The sequence below is a fragment of the Paraburkholderia sediminicola genome (assembly GCF_046027825.1).
Lineage (GTDB): Bacteria > Pseudomonadota > Gammaproteobacteria > Burkholderiales > Burkholderiaceae > Paraburkholderia > Paraburkholderia sediminicola_D.
The window spans coordinates 1-23177 of the sequence record NZ_JAQQDU010000103.1; the positions used below are offsets into that span (position 1 = coordinate 1).

Here is a 23177-nt window from a genome sequence, read left to right on the forward strand (position 1 = left end):
ATCCAATACCAATTCAAGGAAAGGCCAACGCCACAGGCACACAGAAACAAGCGCCGGGCTGGCAAAAACCCAAGCCAAGCCCAACGCCGCAGGCAACCAGACAAAAGCGCCGCGCAGGCAAAAACCCTCAAATTTTCATTTGAGCCAATTTGGAATGCCGTCGCGAATAGCCAAAATAAATAACCATCCCAATCAGCAACCAAACCACAAACGCCACCCAGGTCACAGCCTGAAGATTAACCATCAAAAACAGACACGAGGCGACAGCCAACACCGGCACCACCGGCACGCCCGGGCACCGGAACGCCCGCGGCAACTCAGGATGCGTCTTACGCAAAACGAGAACCGCAATCGACACCATCGAAAACGCGGCCAACGTGCCGATATTGATCAGCTCAGCCAGCACATTCAACGGCACCAGCGCGCCAATCAGCCCGAAGAAAATCCCCACAAGCCACGTCGTAAAGAACGGCGTAGCAAACTTCGGATGCACCTTCGAAAGCTTCGCCGGCAACAACCCATCCCGCGACATCGCAAAAATGACGCGCGTCTGGCCATAAGCCATCACCAGAATCACCGTCAGCATGCCCAGCACGGCGCCCAGGTCGATAAATCCCGCAACCCACTTCTGCCCCGCGACCTGCAATGCGTACGACACCGGATGCGAAATATTCGCGAACTGCGCCGACGGCACAATGCCGGTGACCACCGCCGCCACCGCGACGTACAGCACCGCGCACACGCCCAGCGACGCAATGATCCCAATCGGCAGATCGCGCTTCGGATCCTTCACTTCTTCCGCGGCGGAAGACACCGAATCGAAACCGATGAACGCGAAGAACATCACCGCCGCCGCGCCGAATACGCCGTTCCAGCCGTTCGGCATGAACGGATGCCAGTTCGCCGGCGTCACGTGGAAAACGCCCACGCCGATCACCAGCAGCACCACGATCACCTTGATCGCCACCATGATGTTGTTGATCCGTGCGGATTCACGCACGCCAAGCGACAACAGTGCCGTGATCGCCATCATCACAAGGAAAGCGGGCAGGTTGAACCATGTCTCGTGCCCCGGCAAGGCGCCGGGTGCCGCCGTCAGCACGACCGGCAAGCTCACGCCGAAGCCCGACAGCAGCGATTGCAGATAGCCCGACCAGCCAACCGATACCGCTGACGTGGCCAACCCATACTCGAGCATCAAGTCCCAGCCGATGATCCACGCGGCCAGTTCGCCAAGCGTCGCGTACGAATACGTATAGATGGATCCCGCGACCGGAATCGTCGACGCAAACTCGGCATAGGCGAGCGCGGCGAATCCACAGGCAATCGCGGCGATCAGGAACGACACCATCAGCGCCGGGCCGGCCTGAACCGCGCCCGTGCCGGTCAGCACGAAAATGCCGGTGCCGATAATGGCGCCGACGCCGAGGAAAGTCAGATCGAGCGCGCCGAGCGCTTTCTTCAGCCCGGCGTTCTGGGCGCTCGCGGCGATCATGTGCTCGACGCTCTTTTTGCGAAACAGGGACATTGGCGGTGGGTCTCCAGTTGTGCACGCATCTTGCGCGCCGAATGTCGGGGAAACCCTCGATTTTAACGGAACCGCGCCTCTGCACCATTTTGGGACGATGTCTTTTAGCGTCTGTTGGGCGGGCGGAAAATGCCAGGCGAAGGCGATTCGGACGTGACGTTTGTCTGCGGATTTCAAGCCGGTAGCAAAGCTTTCGCCCGCGGCATCCTCAATCTGGGTGGGAATCGCTCTCTTGCGATCGCCTCGGCGACGATCGCACGCTGTTCAGTGATCGCAGAGAAATGGCGTCAGCCGGCCATCGCCGGATTCAGATCGACGAGACGGTTGCTCATCACATAGAAGGTGAGCTCGGCGTTATTGCGCAGCTTCATTTTTTCGAGCAGCCGGGTGCGGTACACACTGACCGTCTTCACCGAGAGCGATAACGCCAGGGCGATATCTGTCAGCCGCTTGCCGGACGCGAGCATGCAGAGCGTCTGGTATTCGCGGTCCGAGAGCTTTTCGTGCGGCAATTGTTCGCCGTCGAACGAGACGTAGTCCGCCAGCGCTTCGGCCATGGCCGGGCTGACGTATTTACGGCCCGCCGCGACCTGCTGGATCGCGCCGATCATCTGCGCGGCGTCGACAGTTTTCGACAGGTAGCCGGCGGCGCCTGCCTTCAGCGCACGCACGGCGTATTGGTCCTCGCGGTACATCGAGAACATCAGGACGGCCACGCGCGGCGCTTTGCGCTTCAGACGCTTGAGCACTTCGACGCCATTCATATCGGGCAGTGAAATGTCGAGCAGCACCACGTCGTAGCTGTGCTGGACGACGGCCTCGAGCGCTTCGCCGCCGCTTTGGGCCTCGGTGACTTCGCGCGCCACGCCGCGGTCGAGCAGCAACTGGCGGACGCCCTGGCGAACCACCGCGTGGTCGTCGGCGAGCAGGATGCGCAGGCTCATGATGGCGTGCTCACGATTGCAGCGCGCGACGCTCAGCGCCCCGTGCGCTCGCCAGCATCGCATCCCACGCAAAGCGGGCACGCACCAGCGTGCCGCGCGGCGCTTTGTCGCTCTCGCCGCGGTGTGAGGCCACTCGGCGGGCGCTGATGTGCAGCGTGCCGTCGAAGGCGGCGCAGCGCGCCTGCATGCCGCTCAGGCCGAAATGGCCGCGACCGTTGCGGGCATTGCGCGTCATGCCGATGCCGTCGTCGCTGACGATCAGGGTCAGGTGACGGCGGCCGGTTTCGATCCGCACGTCGGCGGATTCGGCGCGCGCGTGCTTGGCAATATTGTTCAGCGCTTCCTGGGCAACCCGGAAAACGGCCAGCGCCGCGTCGGCGGGCAGGCGGGTGAGCCGCACGTCGGCCGTGCAGACGAAACTCGTGCGTAGTTGCGTGCGCGTCGCGAAGTCGCCGGTCCAATGCGCCAGCGCGCCGACGATACCGGCCTCGAGCGACGGCGCATGCAATTCCGCGACGGCCTGGTGGCTGGCAGCGCACGCGGCGTCGAGCGAACGGTTCGCGACGGCGAGCGCGGCGGCGCACTGGGGCGGCGCGTCGGCCGGCAGCCAGGTTTCGACGCCGGCAAGGGCGAAGCGCGTCGCGGTCAGCTCGGCGCCCACGCCGTCGTGCAGCTCGCGCGCCACATGGCGGCAGGCCGCTTCCCGCGCCTGAACGAGTTCGGCCGACAGTTCACGCACGCGGGCGCGCAACTGCGCAAGCTCACGCTCAGCGGCGGATTGCGGCACGGCGTGGGCAAGCGAAGGCGAAATGTGGGGGCTAAACGGGACGACAGTCGACGTATCCATAACTTTTCCTCTCAGGAAACAGTGTGGACAACGAAGCGGGTGCGCATCGGCGGCGCGAAGACAAAAGAACGCATGCGAGTCTCTGGCCTCCAGGGGTGTTCTTTACGCGGGGTGCGCGACAGACAAATTGCTACGGTACGACGTAACGAAATTTACATTCTGTAACATGCCGGTCGTGCCATGGCGGGCATGTAAACCGACCGATCGTGCGCCGCGATCATATCTTAAAAAAAGAAAAAATGCAGGCACACCAAGGGTTAGCGCGCACATTTCACGCAATGGTTGATGTTGGGCAATGTCGGTTTTGTAGGAAGAATGCTGACACAAAATGTCAGGACGATGGCGCCGATTTGTAACCGAGCAAAAAAAAGGAGCCCGAAGGCTCCTTTTTGCCGCTCAGTTTTGCTGAGTACGCGGCGTTGGCCGCGCAATCTCGGCGTTCGCTTAACCCACGAACGCCTTTTCGACCACGTAGTGACCCGGCGCGTTGTTGCTGCCTTCCTGGAAGCCCAGGTCGTCGAGCAGCTTGCGCGTGTCGCGCAGCATGTGCGGGCTGCCGCACAGCATCACGCGGTCGTCTTCGAGCGAGAAACCCGGCACGCCGAGGTCGGCGAACAGCTTTTCGGTTTCGATCAGTTCGGTGATGCGGCCGCGATTCTGGAACGCTTCACGCGTCACCGTCGGGTAGTACAGCAGCTTTTCCTGCACCAGCTCGCCGAGATGCTCGTGCGCCGGCAGGTGATCCGTGATGTATTCCTTGTATGCCAGTTCGTCGACGAAACGGCAGGTGTGCGTCAGGACCACGCGCTCGTAGCGGTCGTAAATGTCCGGATCTTTGATGATCGACATGAACGGTGCGAGACCCGTGCCGGTGGACAGCAGCCACAGCGTCTTGCCGGGCAGCAGATTGTCGGCCATCAGCGTGCCGACCGGCTTTTTGCCGATCAGGACTTCGTCGCCGACCTTCAAGTGCTGCAGGCGCGACGTGAGCGGGCCGTCCTGCACCTTGATGCTCAGGAATTCGAGGTGCTCTTCGTAGTTCGCACTCGCAAGGCTGTAGGCGCGGATCAGCGGCTTGCCTTCGACTTCGAGGCCCACCATCGTGAACTGGCCGTTTTCGAAACGGAACGACGGATCGCGCGTGCAGGTGAAGCTGAAAAGCGTATCGGTCCAGTGATGGACGCTCAGGACGGTTTGTGAATTCAGGTTGCTCATGGCTTCTTGGATAGTGCGAAAACAAAGGCGGCCAGTCGTTTGAGCCGGCCGGCACGGCAAGGGCGATGCTGCGCTAACCCGAGGACGGGAATCACGCGCAATCCGCTATTTTACCGCGCCCGCTGCCTGAGGGCTGCGGCGCGGCGGTTGAGCGTGGTGAAGCGGGTTACCGGGCCTGGAAGCGTCGGCGCCGGCGTTGTGACGATCGGCGCCGCAAGTACGTTGGCGTGGCTGCAGCCGCGCTTCGCAAGGGTACGGCGATGGGCGAAAACCGCGCAGGGCGGTTGCCATCGGCTGTCCGGCATGCGCCGGATAGGCGCGCCGCACGGGCAACATTTTCAAGATCATACCGAAACCCGCCGTGCGCCGCAGCATTGACCCTGCTGATAAAACTGGCAAAAGCAGGGCAAATCGGCGCGACAGGTGAGAGAGGCGCAGTGGAGGGGCGGCATGTACAGCAGCCGTTATTAGCGCCGGTTAGGCATGCAGTGATGGTACACAGACAGGGGCTGATCGGTGCTTAAACCGCCTGAATCCAAGCCTGTGTAGGGAAGTGACGCGTCACATCGTGATCACTCCGGGTCGCGCCCGGGTGAGATTGCTATTGCACGGTCCGCCGCAATTCCGTGCTGTCCGAGGCTCGTCGCACGTTGTGTTTTGATAACACTGGCGCAGTCAACTGGAAGCGTCGATTGCACGGATCTCCGGTATGCCATGCTGCAGGCGGCCCGCCGGCCGACGCCTCATTGCGGATTACGCTGCAGCAGCAACGCGCTTCTTGCCGCGCTGCTTCAACACTCTCGCCTGCAACACGATCACCAGCAGCAGAAACACCCCGCGAATCACCGATTGCCAGTACGCCGAGAGGCTGATGAACCCCAGACCGTTTTCGAAGTTCAGCAGGTTGAATACGAGGCCGAGCAGCAGCACGCCGGCAATCGTCATCGCAATCGAGCCTTCGCCGCCGGTCAGCAAGGTGCCGCCGAGCACCACCGCCGAGATCGCGAACAGCTCCCAGCCGACGCCTTCGTTCGGTTGACCCGCACCGAACTGCGCGGCCAGGATCACCCCGGCCATGCCGGCGAGCAGGCCGCTAACCGCATAAGCCATCACCAGCGTGCGGTCGACGTTCAGGCCCATCAGCCGCGCGGCTTCCTCGCTGCCGCCAATGGCCAGCGAATGCCGTCCGAAGCGCGTGCTGCGCAGCGCGAGCCAGCCGGCGACCGCGGCGACCACCGCGACGATGCCTGGAATCGGCAGTCCGAACAGATCGCCTTGACCGAAGTTGCCGAAGTTCGAGTCGGCGGCAATCGACACCGCATCGTTCTTGCCGAGCAGCAGCGCGACGCCGTGCGCACCGAGGCTGGTCGCGAGCGTCACGATGAAGGGCAGGATTTTCAGCCGCGTGATGATCAGGCCGTTGAGCACGCCGACGGCCATGCCCGCCGCGCAGCCGGCGAGGACGGCGACCCAGCCGCCGCACGCGCTCGTCAACGCGGCGACGACGCTCGCCAAAGCGGCCACCGTGCCGACCGACAGGTCGATCCCGCCCGTGATGATCACGAAGGCCATGCCGATCGAGATCAGCGCGAACATCGAGTTGTAGCGCCAGAACGAGGTGATGTTGTAGGCCGAGCCGAAATGGTCGTAGCGCACGAGGCCGAGCGCGACCAGCGCGACGAGAGCAAGCAGGATAGGAAGGTTCTTTTTCATCGCATCGAATCCGGGAATGTCTCTGAATCTGAAGCGTTAGGGTTACCGTGAGCGGCGCTGCACATAAACCGCGGCGACGATGATGCCGGCCTTCATCACCAGCGCCGCCGCGTCGGGAATGCCATGCGCGAGCAGCGTATAGCGCAGCAACTGGATGATCAGCGCGCCGATCAGTGTGCCGCCGATATACGCCTTGCCGCCCGTCAGCGCCGTGCCGCCGACCGCCACCGCGGCGATCGCATCGAGTTCGACGCCGAGCCCGACCACATTCGCATCCGACGACGAATTCACCGAGATCGAGATCAGCCCCGCCAGCCCCGCGAGCGCGGCGCATAGCGTGTAAGCGATCAGCTTCACGGTGGCCGTCGGCACACCGCACAGATAGGCGGCCTTTTCGTTGCCACCGGTGATCAGCAGATACTGGCCGAACAAGGTCTTGCGCACGACCCACGCGAACACGGCGACCAGCGCAAGCATCAGCAGCACCTGGAACGGCACGCCGGCAACCTTGCCCAATGCGATCCACTGGAACGCGGGCGTGTTGAACGCCTGCAGGCTGCCGTCAGTGACGACCTGGGCGATGCCGCGCCCGGCGATGAACAGCACCAGCGTCGCGACAATCGGCTGGACGGATAGCCGCGTCACGAGCAAGCCGTTGAAGACGCCGCATGCGGCGGCCGCTAGCACCGGCAGCACGAACGCGAGCGCAATGCCGCCCGGCCCTGGAATGTTCAGGAACAACATCGGTGCGAGCGCGCCCGAGATCGCCATCGACGCGCCCACCGACAGATCGATGCCGCCCGTCGCCACCACCAGCGTCATGCCGATGCCGACGATCACGATCGTCACCACCTGCGTCATGTTGACGTTGAAGGTTTGGAGCGACCAGAAGTGCGGGGTGAAGATCAGGTTGAAGAGCACCATCGCGAGCAACACGATCACTTCGCGTTGCATGGCCAGGTGCCGCCATTTTTTCATCGTCGATGCGCCCGTGACGCGCGGTGCGGTTGCGTCCGGCATCTGCGCCGCGGTTTGGGGTTGCAGTGGCTCGGTGTGCAACGACTCAGTGTGCAACTTAAGCGCCATGACGGTCGCCCTCCAACGCGTCTTCGATATGTGCGGTCTGGGCGGCTTCGGCCAGTTGCGACTGACCTTCACTGCCGTAGGCGATGGCGTCCATGATCGCGGTCTCACTCATGGACGCGCCGTTCAGTTCGGCGACAGTCCGGCCGTCGCGGATCACCACCGCGCGATCGGCCACTGCCGTCAGTTCCTCGAGTTCGGATGCGGACAGCAGCACAGCGAGGCCCGCATCGCGCAGTTCGCGCACGATCCTCGCCACGTCGGCTTTGGCGCCGACATCGATGCCGCGCGTCGGTTCGTCGAGCAGCAGCAGCGACGGTTCGGCCGCGAGCCAACGCGCGAGCAGAACCTTCTGCTGATTGCCGCCGGAAAGTTCGCGAATCGGCTGGTCGGGCGAACGCAGCTTGATACCGAGCGACGCAATGAAACGGTCGACAATCACCTGCTGTTTCTTCACGTCGACCACGCCGTTCTTCGCCAGCGTGCGCAAGCAGACGAGCGTGAGGTTGTCGCGCACCGAGAGTTCGGGGACGATGCCTTCGGCTTTGCGGTCTTCGGTGAGGTAAGCGAGGCCACGCGCGATGGCGTCCTGCGGCGACTTCAACGCCACCGTCTCTCCGCCAATCGACAGTGACCCGTGTTCGAGCGGATCGGCGCCGAACATCAGGCGCATGGTTTCGGTGCGGCCCGAGCCGAGCAGGCCCGCGAGACCCACCGCTTCACCTGCATGCACGTCGAGCGACACGTCGCTCACTTTCGGATGGGCGCTCAGATGCGTCGCGGCGATCGCCTGCTTGCCGCGCCGCGCGAGATTCGCTTCGCGCGTCGTGGCGTCTTCCTGCACGACGGCGGCAAGCGTGCGGCCGAGCATCGTGGTGACGAGTTGCAGTTTGTCCATCTCCGCCATCGTGCTTTGCGCGACCGTCTGGCCGTCGCGCATCACCGTGACGCGGTCGCATAGCGCATACAGTTCGTCGAGGCGGTGCGAGACGAAGATCACCGCGCGGCCGTCGTCACGCAGTTTGCGCACCACGGTGAAGAGCAGTTCCACTTCGCGTTCATCGAGCGACGAGGTGGACTCGTCCATGATGACCATCTTCGCATCCGACGACACCGCGCGCGCCAGCGCCACCATCTGCTGGATCGCGGTCGAATAGCGGCTGACCGGTTTCTTCACATCGATCTGCAAGCCGAACGAGTCGAGCAGGGCGGCGGCGCGTTGCTGAACCGCGCGCCAGTCGATCAGGCCGAAGCGGCGTGGCTCGCGGCCGAGGAAAATGTTCTCCGCCACCGAGCGGAACGGCACCAGGTTGATCTCCTGATAGATCGTGCTGATGCCGGCTTCGCGCGCCTGCTTCGGCGTGCGGAAATCGACTTCGCGGCCTTCGAAGCGCACGCTGCCCGAGCCGCGCCGATAGGCGCCGGTCAGGATCTTGATCATGGTCGATTTGCCGGCGCCGTTCTGGCCGATCAGCGCGTGCACTTCGCCGGCTGCCACGCTGAGATTGGCGCTGCGCAACGCGGGTAAGCCGCCGAAGCTGATGCCGATGTCCTGCATCTCCAGCAGGGGCGAACGGGTAAGGGGAGCGTGTGGCATTTGCGTGCCGGATTCCGTCACGGGTGTCCTCCTGATGCGTGTGCTGCTTCACGTGCTGCTTCATGCGCTTCATGAATTGCAGGCATTGCACGTGCGAGCCGCTGTGGCCATTCGTTCGGGCGCTTTGCAGGCGGTGTCGCCGAACCATGTTACGCCGCATAAAAGCGAAGCGACGGTCCGTGCTGCCACGAACGCGTCGCTCCGAACCCTTCCCGTCACCCGCCCCCCGAGGAGACTGATTCGGGGCGGGGACGTCCTGCGGGCACTACCCCCGAAGACGCTTACTTCGAAGCACGGAGCGCCTGGGCACTCCGCTAAAGCACTACCCTCAAGCTACAAAGCCGCGCGTACGACCGCGGCCGTCGATCAATAGCCGTACTGCACGCTCTGCTGCACGTTGCTCTTGTCGTAGAAGCGGTCGGACACCTTCACCCAAGTCGGGATCTTTTCGCCCTTGGCGTAACGCTGGGCGACGTCGCAGGCGAGCGGGCCGAAGAACGGGCTCGATTGCACGCTTGCACCGAGTTCGCCGGCGGCGATTGCGTCCATGCCACCCTTGGTGCCGTCGATCGTGACGATCTGGATGTCCTTGCCCGGTTGCTTGCCGGCCGCCTTGATCGCGGCGATTGCGCCAAGCGCCATTTCGTCGTTATGCGCGTAGACGGCGGTCACCTCCGGATGCGCCTGCAACAGCGTCTCCATCACCTGACGGCCCTTGTCGCGCGCGAAGTCGCCGCTTTGCGAGGCGATGATCGTCATGCCGGGATTCTTCGCGATGATTTCGTCGAAACCCTTCTTGCGATCGTTTGCCGCGGATGCGCCGGTGGTGCCTTCGAGTTCGATGATCTTCGCCTTGCCGCCGGTCGCCTTGACCAGCCAGTCAGCGGCGCGATGACCCTGATCGATGAAGTCCGAGCCGATGAAGGTGATGTAGTCGCGGCCCGCCTTGGCCACCGACTGATCGACGTCGCGGTCGACCAGGATCACCGGAATGCCGGCCTTTTTAGCTTGCAACACGACCGGCGCAAGCGGCTTTTCTTCGCGCGGCGGGAACACCAGCAGATCGACGTGCTGCGCGATCATGTTCTGGATATCCGATACCTGTTTGGCGTTCGAACTGTTGGCATCGGTCATGACCAACTGCCAGCCGCACTTCGCGGCGATGTCCTTGAAGCTTTTGGTTTCCGCGAGGCGCCACGGATTGTTGCTTTCAGTCTGTGCGAAGCCGACCTTCAGCGGGGTCTTGTTGGGTAACTTCGGCAACGCGTCGTCGGCGTGCGCCGTGGCGACGCCGAAACCGATTGCCAGAGCCAGCAGCGAACCTGCCAGCGGACGAATCTGTTGCTTGCGCGACTGCGTGTTGAGCGACGCCATTGTCTTCCTCCAGTACCTGGTGAGGTGTATTTGCTTTTTAGTGTTTCTCCTGTCGGTCGGACTGCTTCACCCTGACCGGACGTGCCGATTATTCCATCGAGAATTATTATCGGTCAATCACTAATAATATTAATTATTGGTTTTTTTGCCTCGGTAATTACCCTGACCGAAGCGCGTTCGACGAGCGGTCCATCGAGTTTCACGAGACGATGACGCACCGGCGCGCCGGCCGCGCGGTTGTGTTCTTCCTGCAGCAACGTTTCGACGGCCCAGCGTCCCAGTTCGTAGTTCGGCAGCACTACCGTCGACAGGGGCGGGTGGGTATGGCGGGCAATTTCCTGGTCGTCGTAACCGAGCACGGAAACGTCCTCGGGCACGCGCAGGCCGAGTTGTTTCAAGGCCTCGATCGCGCCCAGCGCGGCCAGGTCGTTGGCGCAGAAGATGGCAGTCGGCGGATGGGGCTCGCGCATCAGGGAAAGCGTCATTTCGAAGCCGACTCCCGAGCTCCAGTCGCCGTCGCGCACCAGTTCCGGCGCGTACGGCAGGTCGGCGGTGGCGAGCGCGGTGCGATAGCCCTTGAGGCGGTCTTTCGAGGCGTCCTGCCACGGCTCGCCGTTGATATAGCCGATCCGCCGATGGCCGAAGCGCAGCAGAAAGTCGGTCGCCAGATGGCCGCCTGCGACTTCCGCCGGTACTACCGAAGACTGCCCGCCTTCGCTCGTGTAGCAGTTCAGCAGCACGGTGGGCACCTTCGCTAGCGCGGCCGGCAGGGTGACCTTGCGGGTGTAGACGGTCGCGTAGATCACGCCGAATACATGTGGGTTCGACAGCGTGGCGTCGAGCACCTGCTTTTCGATGTCGGCGTTGCCGTGCGTTGAGTAGACGGCGAGCATCTTGCCGCTTGCGTAGGCCGCGTCGCGCGCGCCATCGATGTTGACGACCGGGTGCGGACTGGTGGAAATCTCGTCGGCCAGATAGACGATCAGATTGCGTTCATCGTCCGAAACCGACACCGGTTCGCGCAGCGAAAGCCGGTAGCCGAGGTCGTGCGCGGCCTTCAGCACCTTGTTGCGGGTGGTCTCGGAGAATTTTGCGCCGGTCGCGTTGTTCAGGACGAGCGAGACAGTGGATTGCGACACGCCGGTGAGCTTGGCGATGTCGGTCATAGTCGGACGGCGTTGAGTCGATTTTTTCATTGTGCGGGCCGCGTTGCAGCGGCGCGAAAGCAGGGGCATGCCGGTGGCATTTGTGGTGCTGACGGTACCACTAATAATATGCGTGCGGCAACGCGCGCTAACCCGTCATTTTTGGGAGTTTGGGTGACGTGTTCACGGTCGGTTCATGATCAGTTTATTACTAATAATATTGACCGATCTGCTTTGGCGTGCGATTCTCGGTCGCGCGGACCCTGACGGTTCGCCGTCCGCGCGCTGTGCGCGGCATGTCATAGGAGACATCGATGCGCGTTCATGCCGCCATCCGCCTGAGCCCCCGCCTTTTCTGACCATGCGCGACGTTTCCTTGAATCCGGTCCGGCCGTTCGCAACCGAGCTCACGTGGCTCGACGACCCCGCGATCGCACCGGCGCTTGTCACGCTGGTGGCAGGCGCCATGCGAGTGGTGATCGCGCCTGAAGTCGGCGGCGCGCTGGCGGCTTACTACGAGTCGACGCCGGAAGGTCCGTTGCACTGGCTGCGGCCGGCCACGCAGACGGCCTTCGATGAACGCGATCCGCTGCGCATGGCGAGCTTCCCGCTCTTTCCCTACTGCAACCGGATTCGCGACGCGCGCTTCCTGTTCGAGGGCGACATTGTCGATCTGAGCGGCAATGATTTGCGTTTTGCGCACGCGCTGCACGGCAATGCGTGGCGGCATCCGTGGCAGGTGGGGACGCGCACGGAAAGCTCAGTGGAATTGCACTTCGAACACGAACCGGATTCGCAGCAGCCCGGCGACTGGCCGTTTCGCTATCGCGCGCAGCAACGCATCGCGTTGATCGGCGGCGCGTTGCGCATCACGTTGTCTGCCCGGAACCTGGGCGACCGGCCGATGCCCTTCGGCATGGGCCATCACCCGTACTATCCGCGCACCGCGCAGACTCGCGTCTACGCGCACGTGCAAGCCATGTGGCACGCCGATGCCGACGTGCTGCCCACGCATCTTGGCCCGCATCCCGCGATCGAGGCGCTGCGCGACGGCATGTCGCCGGACGCGTTCGCGCTCGACAACAACTTCGCAAACTGGTCGCGCGAGGCGACGATCGCATGGCCCGACGAACACCGTCAACTGACGATGACCGCCGATGCGCCCTTCGATCATATGGTGGTATTCGCGCCAGCCAACGACGCGCAACTGTGCGTGGAACCGGTGACGAACACCACCGATTGCTTCAACGCGGCCGGCATGCAGGAGCAGGTGGGCGGCTGCGTGTTGCAGCCGGGCGAGGAGATCGCCGCGACGCTGGAGTGGACGCCGCGAAGAGGCTAGTTCAATCCACTCGCAACCGCGCCATATACGGCAAGTGATCTGACAGCCACGCAGTTTCCTGTGTCGGCTGGATCCATTCGATCGGCTGCATGCCGCGCACGAACATCTTGTCGAGCGCGAGCGCCGGCGAGAAGGCGGGGAACGTGCGGCCCGATTCGCCGAGCAGTGTCGCCACTTCCTGCAAGCCGTGTTCGGCGAAGAGCGGCACCGAGTCGTTGCGCCAGTCGTTGAAGTCGCCCGCCAGCACCAGCGGACCTTCCGGCGCTTCCTTCGCGATCCAGTGCGCGATCCAGTTCATCTGCCGCAAGCGCGCCGCGCGCGTGAGCGCAAGATGCGCGCACAGCAGCGTGACTGAATGACCGCCAAAGGTAGCCCGCGCCACCAGCAACCCGCGCTTTTCGAAGCGATGCGCGGAGATATCCCAGCGCCCACCGAGATCGAGCGGATGCGGCGACAGAATCGCATTGCCATGCCGCCACGACGGCTTGAACACGTTCGGCCCCAGCGCGATTTCGAGTTCGGCCGCGCGTGCGATCTCGGTGGCCTGACAGTGCCAGACATCGCTCAACGGATCGGCGAGCGGTGAGCCGAAACTACTTGCCAGGATCGGCGAGGGCATGCGCCGCGCCATCGCTTCCTGTAAAAAATACGCGTCCGCGTGGGTCGACTGAACCCAGCGCTGCATTGCCTGCCAGGCCTGAAAACCGAGCGGTGTGCGACCTTTGTGCAGATTCCAGCTCACCGCAATGAAATCCTTGGGCGCGACGCTCTCGCGGATCAATTCTTCTGGGTTTCGCATACCGCGTTGTCCACGTGTTCTGTTGAGGCTTCGGTTATTCGCCTGAGTTCGTGCAGTTCGCAACCGCCGTTCGCATTGATCCGCGAGGGTGTGCTAACTCGGGCTGTTCGCAAGACTCGCACGCACCCGGTAGACCAGGTTCGGATCCTTGTCGACGATTGTCCAACTGGTCCACTGGCCGGCCGGCACCTTCAGGCCGGGATGGCTCGCGCTTACCTGACGCGGTTGCGGCGGCAGCTTGCAGCCGGTATCGGTTTGCTGCGCGGTGTCTTCCTCGAATGTTTCCTGGGCGTCGATCGACAGCGTGACCGAATTCGCATCCGCCTGCAGCGGCGAGACTGTCAGCGTGCGCGCCAGATCGATGCTGCCGCCGGGCTGGTCTTTACAGCCGACGTTATGCTGCACCATCTTGTGATGCGTGTCGGTGCGCGCCTGGCCGACGGTGGTGGTGCCGTCGAAAGAATCGATCTGTTGGCCGTCGCGCACGACCTGCAACTGCCATTGCACGACCTGCTGGGTCGATCCTTGCGCGTTCGCAAGCAACGAAGTGCCGAACAGCGCTGCGGCAAGCACGGCCGCGATACTGGTTTTCCACATAGAAGGATTTTCCGGTCACTGCGTCCGGCCGAGTAGTCAGAAGCCCATCTTACGCCTGATGGGCGGAACGTTTTTCTGACATGCCAACCGGGGCCGGGTTCAGCAATGCTGCATTTCAGATGGGGCGGCCGTTGCTGAAAACAAGCCGTTGTTAGCAGCAGAGCCGCACGACTGCTGGCTTGCACGCGAATATGGCCTCGTTACACTGGACTTGAAACGGCGCCCACCAGGCGCCGCAGCAGCAGGGCCAGTGAGACGGGGTGAATCATGACAACAGCAATGGTCAAACAGGAAATCGCCGTAGCGTCTTTCAGCCGGGTGTACGACCTCGATCAGGTCGAGCACGCGCTGAACGATCTCGGCGAAGGTGCGAACGAGGCGCTGCGCGCCACTTACGAAAAGATGCTGAAAACCGGCAATCTGCGCTTCTGCGTCAAGCCGAACCGGATGCCCTCGATCGATGATCTGATCGATGCGCTGCCCAACTTTTCAGCGCCGCTCGACGACATCCGCAAGCAGGTCGCCTTGTGTCTCGAGACCGAAGACCGGCTCGAACTGATGCCGATTCTGTTGCTCGGCGACCCCGGTATCGGTAAGACGCACTTTGCCAAGCAGTTGGCGCGCCTGCTCGGCACCGCCTATCAATACGTCGCGATGAGTTCGCTGACGGCGGGGTGGATTCTGTCGGGCGCCTCGTCGCAGTGGAAGAACGCGAAGCCGGGCAAGGTGTTCGATGCGCTCGTGAACGGCAGCTACGCGAACCCCGTGATCGCCGTCGACGAAATCGACAAGGCCACCGGCGATTCGCAATACGATCCGCTCGGCGCGCTTTATGCGTTGCTTGAGCACGACACGGCGCAGACCTTTATCGATGAATTCGCCGAGATTCCGATCAACGCCGGCCACGTGATCTGGATCGCGACGGCGAACGACGAGCGCTCGATCCCGGAGCCCATCCTGAACCGGATGAACGTGTACGAGATTCCGCCGCCGGATCGTGACGGCGCACGCCGTATCGCCCAATCGATCTACGACGAGATTCGCTCGGCACATAACTGGGGTCTGCGCTTTCCCGAAACGCTCGGCGACGCGGCGCTCGATGCGCTGAAGCTGGCATCGCCCCGTGAAATGCGGCGCGCGATTCTGAATGGCTTCGGCGCGGCGCGCATCGATGGGCGGGATCGGATCGAAGCCGGCGACATCCGCCTGGATTACGGAAATCGCCGGAAACCGATCGGTTTTTGAGGGTTTTTGCCATTTTTTTGCATGAAAACCGCCTTCGGGCGGTTTTTTTATGGTCGCGAATCGGGTGTCCATGCAGGAAACACAATGAATGCTGCGACAATTGTTGCTAATTATGAGTTGCGATCGCACGTCACCACGCGTCACGGCATGGCACCAGACCGCGCCGTGCCCGCGAAGATCGAGCGTGGCGAGCGTCGACGGCGTACACTAATCTTGTCCGGCCCATACGTTTTAGACATGCTCAAGACCGAATGCCCGCAGTCATCCGACTGCGGGCATTTCTGTCTGTGCAGCGTCGTACAATTTTGCAAAGCGGTTGCGTCAGGCCAGGTACGTTCGACAGCGAGCGGTGTACGGTTCTCGATAGCCGTACCCTGTCTTCATGGTTATCGGGTGAACGAGGCAGCGCGCGGCGAGGTCAGCCGCGTCAAGGGACATGGATCAAATCGAATGTGTAGTGATCGGCGCAGGCGTGATCGGTCTCGCGGTGGCGCGAGCACTGGCGGCGCGCGGGCGCGAGGTGATCGTGCTGGAAGCGGCCGAAGCAATCGGCGTGGGCACCAGCTCGCGCAATAGCGAGGTGATTCACGCGGGGATCTACTATCCACGCGGCTCGCAGAAAGCGGCGCTCTGTGTGCGCGGCCGCGAGATGCTCTACGACTACTGCGTCGAGCACAACGTGCCGCATTCGCGCTGCGGCAAACTGCTGGTTGCCACCTCGCGCAATCAGATTCCTCAGCTCGAAAGCATCATGGCGAAGGGCCGTGACAACGGCGTGCTCGACCTGATGCGGATCAACGGCGACCAGGCGCAAGCGCTCGAGCCCGCGCTCGAATGTGTGGAGGCCGTGTTCTCGCCGCAAACAGGCATCGTCGATAGTCACCAGTTGATGCTGGCGATTCAGGGCGACGCCGAGCGCGACGGTGCGGTGTGTGCGTTCCATGCGCCAGTCGAGGCGATCGAAGCGAGCAACGGCCGATTCATCATCAAGGTGGGCGGCAGCGCGCCAACCACGATCAGCGCCGCCTGTGTGATCAACAGCGCCGGCTTGCAGGCGAACGCGCTGGCGCGCACGATTCGCGGCCTCGACGCGCGCCATGTGCCGCCGCTCTACCTCGCGCGCGGCAACTACTTCAGCATCTCGGGGCGTGCACCGTTCAGCCGCCTGATCTATCCAATGCCGAACGAAGCCGGCCTCGGCGTGCATCTGACGATCGATCTCGGCGGCCAGGCGCGCTTCGGGCCCGACGTCGAATGGGTCGATGCGATCAATTACGACGTCGACCCGCATCGTGCGGAGTCCTTTTACGCGGCGATTCGCGCTTACTGGCCCGCGCTTCCCGACGATGCGCTGCAGCCCGCGTATGCGGGGATTCGTCCGAAGCTTTCCGGCCCAGGCGAGCCCGCCGCCGACTTCGTGATCCAGGGGCCGGCCGCGCATGGCGTGCGCGGGCTCGTCAATCTGTTCGGCATCGAGTCGCCCGGCCTGACTGCCTCGCTGGCGATTGCGCAGCGCGTCTGCGAACTGAGCGGGCGCGCCTAATTGTCGCACCCCGGGTTTTCACCCGGGCGCTTACGCCACGCGATCAACCGGCATGCCGCGCGCGATATTCGAGCGCGGCGTCGTACCAATTCGCTTATCTCTATCATTTGAGCCGTCACGCGCGGCGGCTTCATTGCTATCCTTGGGGACCGCTGTCACTAGAACGGCGATCAGTTCAATATAAATGGAGTGAGTCCCCCATGAAATCTTCCCGTCGTACGTTTTTGATCACCAGCATTGGTGTGGCATCGACCTTTGCCCTGTCGCGCCAGGCTTTCGCCGACGCACCGAAGGTCGCCGAGACCGATCCGACCGCCCAGGCACTCGGCTACAAAGCCGACGCGAGCAAAGTCGACAAGGCCAAGTTCGCGAAGTACGTAGCGGGCCAGGACTGCGGCAACTGCAGCTTCTATCAAGGCAAGCCGACCGACGCCTACGCCGGCTGCCCGATGTTCGCGGGCAAGCAGGTCGCGAGCAAGGGTTGGTGCAGCGCATATAACAAGAAGGCCTGATTACGTTCCAGCCGCGCACACGCTCAGTGGTGCGGCAAATGCGCCGCAACATCGCGGCGCCGGACTGCGGTCCGATCATCGAGGCGTCTGCCGCCCTGCGCGACAGACGCCTTTTTGTTGCTTGAAAACAGCCTGCGCGCTCTTTACACTCCATGCGATTGCTGCAGTCGGCGCTGTTTTTGCTCAGTCACCCTGAGACGCGCTAACGCACATCTACGCTGAGACGCCTTACCACGCGACATTTTTCGCAGGCTGGAGACTCGAATGGCACCAGCGTCAAGGAGCCTCAACACGCGCGCAGTCGTGGCGGCTGTGATCGGTAATGCGCTCGAATGGTACGACTTCACCGTGTTCGGTTTCCTCACGGTGGTGATCGCACAATTGTTCTTTCCGGCAGGCAACGACTATTCGTCGATGCTGCTGACCACCGCAACCTTCGGTGTCGCATTTGTCATGCGGCCGATCGGCAGCATCGTACTGGGACTTTACGCGGATCGTGCGGGACGCAAGGCGGCGCTGTCGCTCGTCATCGCGCTGATGACGCTTGGCATTCTGCTGCTGGCGATTGCCCCACCGTATTCGGCGATCGGCATCGGCGCGCCTTTGATGATCGTGCTCGGGCGTTTGCTGCAGGGCTTCTCCGTCGGCGGTGAATTCGGCAGTTCCACTGCCTTGCTGATCGAAGCGGCGCCGTTTTCGAAGCGCGGCTTCTACGGCAGTTGGCAGATGGGGAGTCAGGCGGCGGCGCTCCTGCTCGGCGCTGTGGTTGGCGCGTTGATCACGCACGGCCTCTCGCCTGAAGCGTTGAAGTCATGGGGCTGGCGCGTACCGTTCATCCTGGGCTTGATCATCGGGCCGATCGGCTTTTACATCCGCCGCCATCTCTCCGATTCGGAAGCCTTTCTGCTTGCGCAAAAAACGGCGCGACGCGCGACGCTCGGCGAAGTATTCAAGAGCCATAGCCGCGACGTGCTGTGCGGACTCGGCGCGGTGATCGCGCTCACCGTGACGATCTACGTGCTGATCAGCTATCTGCCGACCTTCGCGGTCAAGCAACTGAAGCTGCCTTATGCGCAATCTTTTTACGCCGTGATCGTCGGCAATCTGCTGTTGACCGTGCTCTCGCCGCTGACGGGCGCATGGTCGGACAGGATCGGACGTAAGGGGCTTTCGCTGTGGTCGCTGATCGTGACGCTCGTGATCATCTACCCGCTGTTCGCGTGGCTCGCGGCGGAGCCGAGCGTATCGAAACTGATTCTCGTGCAGGCGCTTCTGTCGATCACGCTGTCTGGATACTACGGACCGTTCGGCGCGTTGATCGCCGAACTGTTCCCGGCGAACGTGCGCTCGATTGGTTTATCGCTCGCGTACAACGTCGCGGTGATGCTGTTCGGCGGCTTCGGGCCTTTCGTTGTGACGTGGCTTATCAACACCACAGGTTCGCCGCTCGCGCCGACTTACTACGTGATGGGCGGACTGGCACTGTCGATCGTGGCGGTGGCCTGCATCCCCGGCAAGCGCCATGCGGATCTCGATGCACAGCGCAAACCGGCTTGAGCGTCTAGCTGCGCGCCTGGATTAACGGCGGCCGCTTGTCGAACCACGGCCGCGCCGCTTCGAGTTGCGCGGCGAGTCGCAACAGCGTGGCTTCATCGCCGTTACGCGTGGCGAACTGCACGCCGACAGGCAGCCCGCGCGCGTTCCAGTAGAGCGGCACCGACATGGCCGGTTGTCCGCTCAGATTGAACAGCTCCGTGCATCCCGCCCAGGCGAACGCCTTGTTCGACGCTTCGGTCAGCATCTTCTTTATCAGGGCTTCGAGTGGCATAGCCGTGACGGCGCGCATCTGCATGCGCTCCGCGGACGTCGGCTGCATTTCGCCGATCTTGATCGGTGAGCCGGCGAGCGTCGCGCACAGGAGCACGTCGTAGCGGTTCAGCAAATCGGTGAGACGTTCGGTAATGCGGCGCTGTTCTTCGAGTGCGGCTGGCAGGCCACGCTCGCCGAGTTTGCGGCCGACGTGCGCCATGGCCCACGTCGAGATTTCGAATTCGTCGCGCAGCGGTTTGCGGCCGGTCACGCGATCGGCGTGCAGCACCATTTCTTCCGCCGTCACCGACCAGAGCATCAGGAACGCATGGCGAACTGCCGCGAAATCAATGCCGAGCGAAACCGGCTCGATGTTATGGCCTAGCGAACTGGCGAGTTGCGCAGCGTCTTCGAGTGCTGCGCGCGAGTCGGCGGAGAGCGAGAACGCCAGCATCGAATCGGTGACGTAGGCAATGTTCAACGGCTTGCACGGCTCGCGGCTTGCACCGAGGAACGTGCCCGGCGCGCCGGTCGGCCGGTCCGCGTTGCCTGCCAGCAGGTCGAGCAGCAACGCGCTGTCGCGCACGCTGCGCGATACCGCATGATCGATGCCGAGCTCGCCGGCCGCGGCGGTCGGCGTCGCGCGCGGTACACGTCCGCGGGAAGGCTTGAGGCCGAAGAGTCCGCAGCATGAAGCGGGAATGCGGATCGAGCCGCCGCCATCCGACGCGTGCGCGAGCGGCACGATGCCCGCGGCGACCGCCGCGGCCGCCCCGCCGCTTGAGCCGCCGGGTGTGTAATCGAGATTCCACGGATTGCGGCACGCGCCGAACAATTCGGGCTCCGTATAAGGCATCTGACCGAGTTCGGAGGTGCTGGTCTTGGCGAAGATATTGAGGCCGGCCGCTTTCGCGAGCGCGACGACCGGTGCGTCCTGGGTCGGAATGAAGTGGCGATAGTGACGGCTGCCCATCGCCATGCGCAACCCGGCGACCGCTGCGCCCAGATCCTTGATCAGATAGGGCACGCCCGCGAGCGCTGCTTGCGCGGTTCCACCATCCGGCTGGTTCGCGCCATTGGCTCTGCTTGCATCATCACGCGAGGCACGCTGACGCGCTGCGTCGTAGTCCTTCAGGACAATCGCGTTGATCGCGGGATTAACGGCCTCGGTGCGGGAGATCGCGATGTCCAGCAACTCGCGCGCGCTTACTTCGCGGCTTCGAACCAGTTCGGCGAGGCCGATGGCGTCATGGGCGAGATAGTCTGATTGCACGACGGAGGGGCCCTCGCTATCGAGTGTTGGATCTGCTGGTTGCCTATGCGCATGATGAACGGCTTGGGCGGACGTCGCGTCGTCCACCGTTCATCGATACGCATGGAAGAAGACGACGCGCCGATGGCGCGCCGTCTTTGAGAGAGTAACCCAGGTAGAGGGGCGAGTTACAGGCGCCGGTTGACGCCGTGCGTTACAGCTGTGCGCTACAACCGCGAGTTACAGCCGCTCACCGAGGAAGGTCAGCGTGCGTCCATGCGCCAGCGCCGAGGCGTGCTGGTTATACGACGCGCGGTCCGAGCAGTTGAAGCCGTGATCGGCGTTCGGATAGATGTTGAATTCCGCATCAGTGCGGCCGGCGAAGCGCTCCTGAATCTGGCCGACGGCCGACAGCGGAATATGCGCGTCGAGTTCGCCGTAGTGGAATTGCATCGGCACCTTGATCTTCGCGGCCTGATCGAGCTTGTTCTGAATGCCGCCACCGTAGTACGCAACCGCGCCGTCGAGCGTACCTTGCGCGGCAGCCAGATACGCGAGCTGACCGCCGAAACAGAAACCGATCGCTGCAACCTTGCCGGTCACTTCCGGCATCGCGCGCAGTGCCGCGGCCGCTGCGCCGATATCGGCCACCGCCAGGTCGACGTTGGTCTTTTGCATCAACTCGATACCTTTCGTGCGATCCGCGCCGTCATACGTCAATTCGACGCGCGGCTGCACGCGCCAGAACACGTCCGGTGCGAGCGCGACGTAGCCGTCTTGCGCATACTGATCCGCGATCGAGCGGATATGGCTGTTCACGCCGAAGATTTCCTGAATGATGATGACGGCCGGTCCCTTGCCGCCTTTGGGCAGCGCCAGATAGCCGCCGAAACTGTCGTTGCCGGCGGGAATGTCGATCCAGCGGGAAGTCGTGCTCATGTTGCTCTCCATTGCCCCGTGTGTTGATGCGCGGGGTCGGTCCGAATGAATGCCAGAGGCCTGAATGCCTGAAGCGGGCGGTCAGTTTGCCATCAAAAGAAACGCCTTGCAGCGAGGCCACGCACGGCTGACGACTCCGCCGCGCGGCGATAATCTCGTAAGACGATTGAAACATTCTCGATAATTCATTTTTCGGCACGCGCAGGGCTCGGTACAGTCCAAAGTATTGGCATCGTCGATGCTGCGACCGCCTTGTCGGAAAGGGAATCGATCATGAACGAAAGCAGTTTTGTGACGCCGTTCGCGGCGCGTTTCGAGTTGCGGGTGCCGGTTGTGCAGGCGCCGATGGCCGGCGGCGCAACGACGCCGGCGCTGGTTGCTGCGGTATCGAATGCCGGCGGCCTCGGCTTTCTGGCGGCGGCAGCGCTGTCGCCCGAGAAGATCGCGAGTGAAGTCGCGGCGATTCGCGCGCTGACGGATCGCCCCTTCGGCGTGAATCTGTTCGTCCTGGAGCCGGCCGCGCCGGACGAAGCCACCGTGCGCCGCGCGCTCGAAGCAATCGACCCGTTGCGCGCCGACCTCGGTTTGCCGCCGGGGCAGCCGCTCGCACGCTATGCGCCGGATTTCCGCGCGCAACTGGAAACGCTGATTGAACTGCGCGTGCCGGTGGCGAGCTTCACGTTCGGAGTGCTCTCTGCCGCCGACGTCGCCCGTCTGCATGCAAACGGCCTCTATGTAATAGGCACCGCGACGCATGTTGCCGAGGGTGTCGCCTGGCGCGACGCGGGCGCCGATGCCATCGCCGCGCAAGGCGCGGAGGCGGGCGCGCATCGCGGCACGTTCATCGGTGCATTCGAGGACGCGCTGGTCGGCACAATGGCGCTCGTGCCGCAACTCGTCGACGCGACCGGCCTGCCGGTGCTGGCCGCCGGCGGCATCATGGACGGGCGCGGCATCGTCGCGGCGCTCGCGCTCGGCGCGCAAGCCGCGGTAATGGGCACAGCGTTCCTCACCTGTCTGGAAAGCGCGATACCGCAGGCATGGAAAACCCGAGTGCGTTCGATGTCGGACACATCGACCTCCGTAACGCGCGCGATCACCGGCCGTCATGCGCGCGGCATACGCAATCCGTTGATGCAACGCTTGAGCGAATCGGCGCATCAGGTCGCGCCTTATCCGGTGCAAAACGCCTTGACCCAGGAACTGCGTCAAACCGCGAGCCACGCGGAGAACGGCGACTATCTGTCTCTATGGTCAGGCCAGGGCGCGCCGCTTGGCCGCAAGCGTCGAGAAGGCCTCGGCGCAGCGGAGTTGGTCGGGCAACTCGAGCAGGAATGGCAGGCTGCGGCAGCACAGATCGCCGCGCTCAAACGTTGATTCAGCCTGACTCAGGCGCGTCTCGCAGTAACGTGCGGCGCGCCTCGTTTTTAAGCACAAAGCCTATTCGAACCATTAACGGTTTAACACGCTAAAAGCTTTAGCCTGCGCTGTTAGACGAAATGCTCACCTGGCGGAAACCCGCATGGGCTGGTGCTTTCCAGCCTGTCTATCCAGCCGGAATCGGCCTCTGTTGGATAAACGCTATTAGTGTTCATCCCACTTCCTCAAAAAAGTCCCACAATTTAATTTGATGGCCTACACTTGCGCGCAAGTACGGTTTGCCGCCTGCCACAAACAGGTTCGCGAACGTGCT

General features: G+C 63.0%; 19 protein-coding genes. 6 read left to right on the top strand and 13 right to left on the bottom strand.

The genetic code is table 11. The features are described from left to right. Positions 1-127 precede the first annotated feature (127 nt). From bcaP to PQQ96_RS35245, 9 genes are all read right to left on the bottom strand, one after another. On the bottom strand, positions 128-1528 hold the full coding sequence (gene bcaP / locus PQQ96_RS35205; RefSeq protein ID WP_408301053.1) for a branched-chain amino acid transporter BcaP: 1401 nt from the start codon (positions 1526-1528) through the stop codon (positions 128-130). Positions 1529-1815: 287 nt separating this feature from the next. Continuing rightward, complete coding sequence (rqpR, locus tag PQQ96_RS35210) at positions 1816-2472, bottom strand: response regulator transcription factor RqpR (protein WP_408301055.1); 657 nt, start codon at positions 2470-2472, stop codon at positions 1816-1818. A 10-nt stretch (positions 2473-2482) separates the two neighbouring features. Beyond that, a complete protein-coding gene (locus PQQ96_RS35215) occupies positions 2483-3319 on the bottom strand; it encodes a sensor histidine kinase (RefSeq protein ID WP_408301056.1) in 837 nt (278 codons plus the stop codon). A gap of 444 nt (positions 3320-3763) precedes the next feature. Further along, positions 3764-4534 (bottom strand): ferredoxin--NADP reductase, encoded by a 771-nt coding sequence (locus tag PQQ96_RS35220; RefSeq protein WP_153134273.1) that lies wholly within the window; start codon positions 4532-4534, stop codon positions 3764-3766. Between the two features lie 753 nt (positions 4535-5287). After that, positions 5288-6247: an ABC transporter permease gene (locus PQQ96_RS35225; protein ID WP_408301058.1), complete on the bottom strand. Its 960-nt coding sequence runs from the start codon at positions 6245-6247 to the stop codon at positions 5288-5290. A 42-nt stretch (positions 6248-6289) separates the two neighbouring features. Continuing rightward, a complete protein-coding gene (locus PQQ96_RS35230; protein ID WP_408301083.1) occupies positions 6290-7267 on the bottom strand; it encodes an ABC transporter permease in 978 nt (325 codons plus the stop codon). 55 nt (positions 7268-7322) lie between these two features. Further along, a complete protein-coding gene (locus PQQ96_RS35235; RefSeq protein ID WP_408301085.1) occupies positions 7323-8888 on the bottom strand; it encodes a sugar ABC transporter ATP-binding protein in 1566 nt (521 codons plus the stop codon). A gap of 405 nt (positions 8889-9293) precedes the next feature. After that, positions 9294-10301 carry an ABC transporter substrate-binding protein gene (locus PQQ96_RS35240; RefSeq protein ID WP_408301060.1) on the bottom strand — a complete coding sequence of 336 codons (1008 nt, stop codon included), beginning with the start codon at positions 10299-10301 and terminating at the stop codon, positions 9294-9296. A gap of 113 nt (positions 10302-10414) precedes the next feature. Beyond that, entirely contained in the window at positions 10415-11467 is a 1053-nt protein-coding gene (locus tag PQQ96_RS35245) for a LacI family DNA-binding transcriptional regulator (RefSeq protein WP_408301086.1), read from the bottom strand. Positions 11468-11807: 340 nt separating this feature from the next. Here PQQ96_RS35245 and PQQ96_RS35250 point away from each other — a divergent pair, with 340 nt between their 5' ends. Next, complete coding sequence (locus PQQ96_RS35250; RefSeq protein ID WP_408301088.1) at positions 11808-12788, top strand: aldose 1-epimerase; 981 nt, start codon at positions 11808-11810, stop codon at positions 12786-12788. Between the two features lies 1 nt (position 12789). Here the strand turns inward: PQQ96_RS35250 and PQQ96_RS35255 are convergent, their stop codons facing one another. Then, positions 12790-13587: an endonuclease/exonuclease/phosphatase family protein gene (locus tag PQQ96_RS35255; RefSeq protein WP_074285700.1), complete on the bottom strand. Its 798-nt coding sequence runs from the start codon at positions 13585-13587 to the stop codon at positions 12790-12792. A 93-nt stretch (positions 13588-13680) separates the two neighbouring features. Further along, the gene (locus PQQ96_RS35260) at positions 13681-14184 is read right to left on the bottom strand and encodes a hypothetical protein (protein WP_408301061.1); all 504 of its coding nucleotides are present in this window, start codon (positions 14182-14184) and stop codon (positions 13681-13683) included. Between the two features lie 267 nt (positions 14185-14451). On the opposite strand from PQQ96_RS35260, the gene PQQ96_RS35265 reads away from it, so the two are divergent. From PQQ96_RS35265 to PQQ96_RS35280, 4 genes are all read left to right on the top strand, one after another. After that, the gene (locus PQQ96_RS35265; RefSeq protein WP_408301062.1) at positions 14452-15429 is read left to right on the top strand and encodes an AAA family ATPase; all 978 of its coding nucleotides are present in this window, start codon (positions 14452-14454) and stop codon (positions 15427-15429) included. A gap of 436 nt (positions 15430-15865) precedes the next feature. Next, positions 15866-16972, top strand: a complete 1107-nt coding sequence (locus PQQ96_RS35270) for an NAD(P)/FAD-dependent oxidoreductase (RefSeq protein ID WP_408301064.1) — start codon at positions 15866-15868, stop codon at positions 16970-16972. Between the two features lie 200 nt (positions 16973-17172). After that, on the top strand, positions 17173-17484 hold the full coding sequence (locus PQQ96_RS35275; RefSeq protein WP_408301066.1) for a high-potential iron-sulfur protein: 312 nt from the start codon (positions 17173-17175) through the stop codon (positions 17482-17484). A gap of 264 nt (positions 17485-17748) precedes the next feature. After that, complete coding sequence (locus tag PQQ96_RS35280) at positions 17749-19041, top strand: MFS transporter (protein WP_408301067.1); 1293 nt, start codon at positions 17749-17751, stop codon at positions 19039-19041. Positions 19042-19045: 4 nt separating this feature from the next. Here PQQ96_RS35280 and PQQ96_RS35285 read toward each other — a convergent pair whose 3' ends face one another. After that, a complete protein-coding gene (locus PQQ96_RS35285; RefSeq protein ID WP_408301068.1) occupies positions 19046-20566 on the bottom strand; it encodes an amidase in 1521 nt (506 codons plus the stop codon). Between the two features lie 219 nt (positions 20567-20785). Further along, positions 20786-21484, bottom strand: a complete 699-nt coding sequence (locus PQQ96_RS35290) for a dienelactone hydrolase family protein (RefSeq protein ID WP_408301069.1) — start codon at positions 21482-21484, stop codon at positions 20786-20788. A gap of 273 nt (positions 21485-21757) precedes the next feature. On the opposite strand from PQQ96_RS35290, the gene PQQ96_RS35295 reads away from it, so the two are divergent. Next, a complete protein-coding gene (locus PQQ96_RS35295) occupies positions 21758-22861 on the top strand; it encodes an NAD(P)H-dependent flavin oxidoreductase (RefSeq protein WP_408301071.1) in 1104 nt (367 codons plus the stop codon). The last annotated feature ends 316 nt before the right edge of the window (positions 22862-23177 follow it).

Coding starts and splice junctions, on each gene's coding strand:
- bcaP (WP_408301053.1), bottom strand. CDS start 1,528: ATGTCCCTGTTTCGCAAAAAGAGCGTCGAGCACATGATCGCCGCGAGC.
- rqpR (WP_408301055.1), bottom strand. CDS start 2,472: ATGAGCCTGCGCATCCTGCTCGCCGACGACCACGCGGTGGTTCGCCAG.
- PQQ96_RS35215 (WP_408301056.1), bottom strand. CDS start 3,319: ATGGATACGTCGACTGTCGTCCCGTTTAGCCCCCACATTTCGCCTTCG.
- PQQ96_RS35220 (WP_153134273.1), bottom strand. CDS start 4,534: ATGAGCAACCTGAATTCACAAACCGTCCTGAGCGTCCATCACTGGACC.
- PQQ96_RS35225 (WP_408301058.1), bottom strand. CDS start 6,247: ATGAAAAAGAACCTTCCTATCCTGCTTGCTCTCGTCGCGCTGGTCGCG.
- PQQ96_RS35230 (WP_408301083.1), bottom strand. CDS start 7,267: ATGCCGGACGCAACCGCACCGCGCGTCACGGGCGCATCGACGATGAAA.
- PQQ96_RS35235 (WP_408301085.1), bottom strand. CDS start 8,888: ATGCAGGACATCGGCATCAGCTTCGGCGGCTTACCCGCGTTGCGCAGC.
- PQQ96_RS35240 (WP_408301060.1), bottom strand. CDS start 10,301: ATGGCGTCGCTCAACACGCAGTCGCGCAAGCAACAGATTCGTCCGCTG.
- PQQ96_RS35245 (WP_408301086.1), bottom strand. CDS start 11,467: ATGACCGACATCGCCAAGCTCACCGGCGTGTCGCAATCCACTGTCTCG.
- PQQ96_RS35250 (WP_408301088.1), top strand. CDS start 11,808: ATGCGCGACGTTTCCTTGAATCCGGTCCGGCCGTTCGCAACCGAGCTC.
- PQQ96_RS35255 (WP_074285700.1), bottom strand. CDS start 13,587: ATGCGAAACCCAGAAGAATTGATCCGCGAGAGCGTCGCGCCCAAGGAT.
- PQQ96_RS35260 (WP_408301061.1), bottom strand. CDS start 14,184: ATGTGGAAAACCAGTATCGCGGCCGTGCTTGCCGCAGCGCTGTTCGGC.
- PQQ96_RS35265 (WP_408301062.1), top strand. CDS start 14,452: ATGACAACAGCAATGGTCAAACAGGAAATCGCCGTAGCGTCTTTCAGC.
- PQQ96_RS35270 (WP_408301064.1), top strand. CDS start 15,866: ATGGATCAAATCGAATGTGTAGTGATCGGCGCAGGCGTGATCGGTCTC.
- PQQ96_RS35275 (WP_408301066.1), top strand. CDS start 17,173: ATGAAATCTTCCCGTCGTACGTTTTTGATCACCAGCATTGGTGTGGCA.
- PQQ96_RS35280 (WP_408301067.1), top strand. CDS start 17,749: ATGGCACCAGCGTCAAGGAGCCTCAACACGCGCGCAGTCGTGGCGGCT.
- PQQ96_RS35290 (WP_408301069.1), bottom strand. CDS start 21,484: ATGAGCACGACTTCCCGCTGGATCGACATTCCCGCCGGCAACGACAGT.
- PQQ96_RS35295 (WP_408301071.1), top strand. CDS start 21,758: ATGAACGAAAGCAGTTTTGTGACGCCGTTCGCGGCGCGTTTCGAGTTG.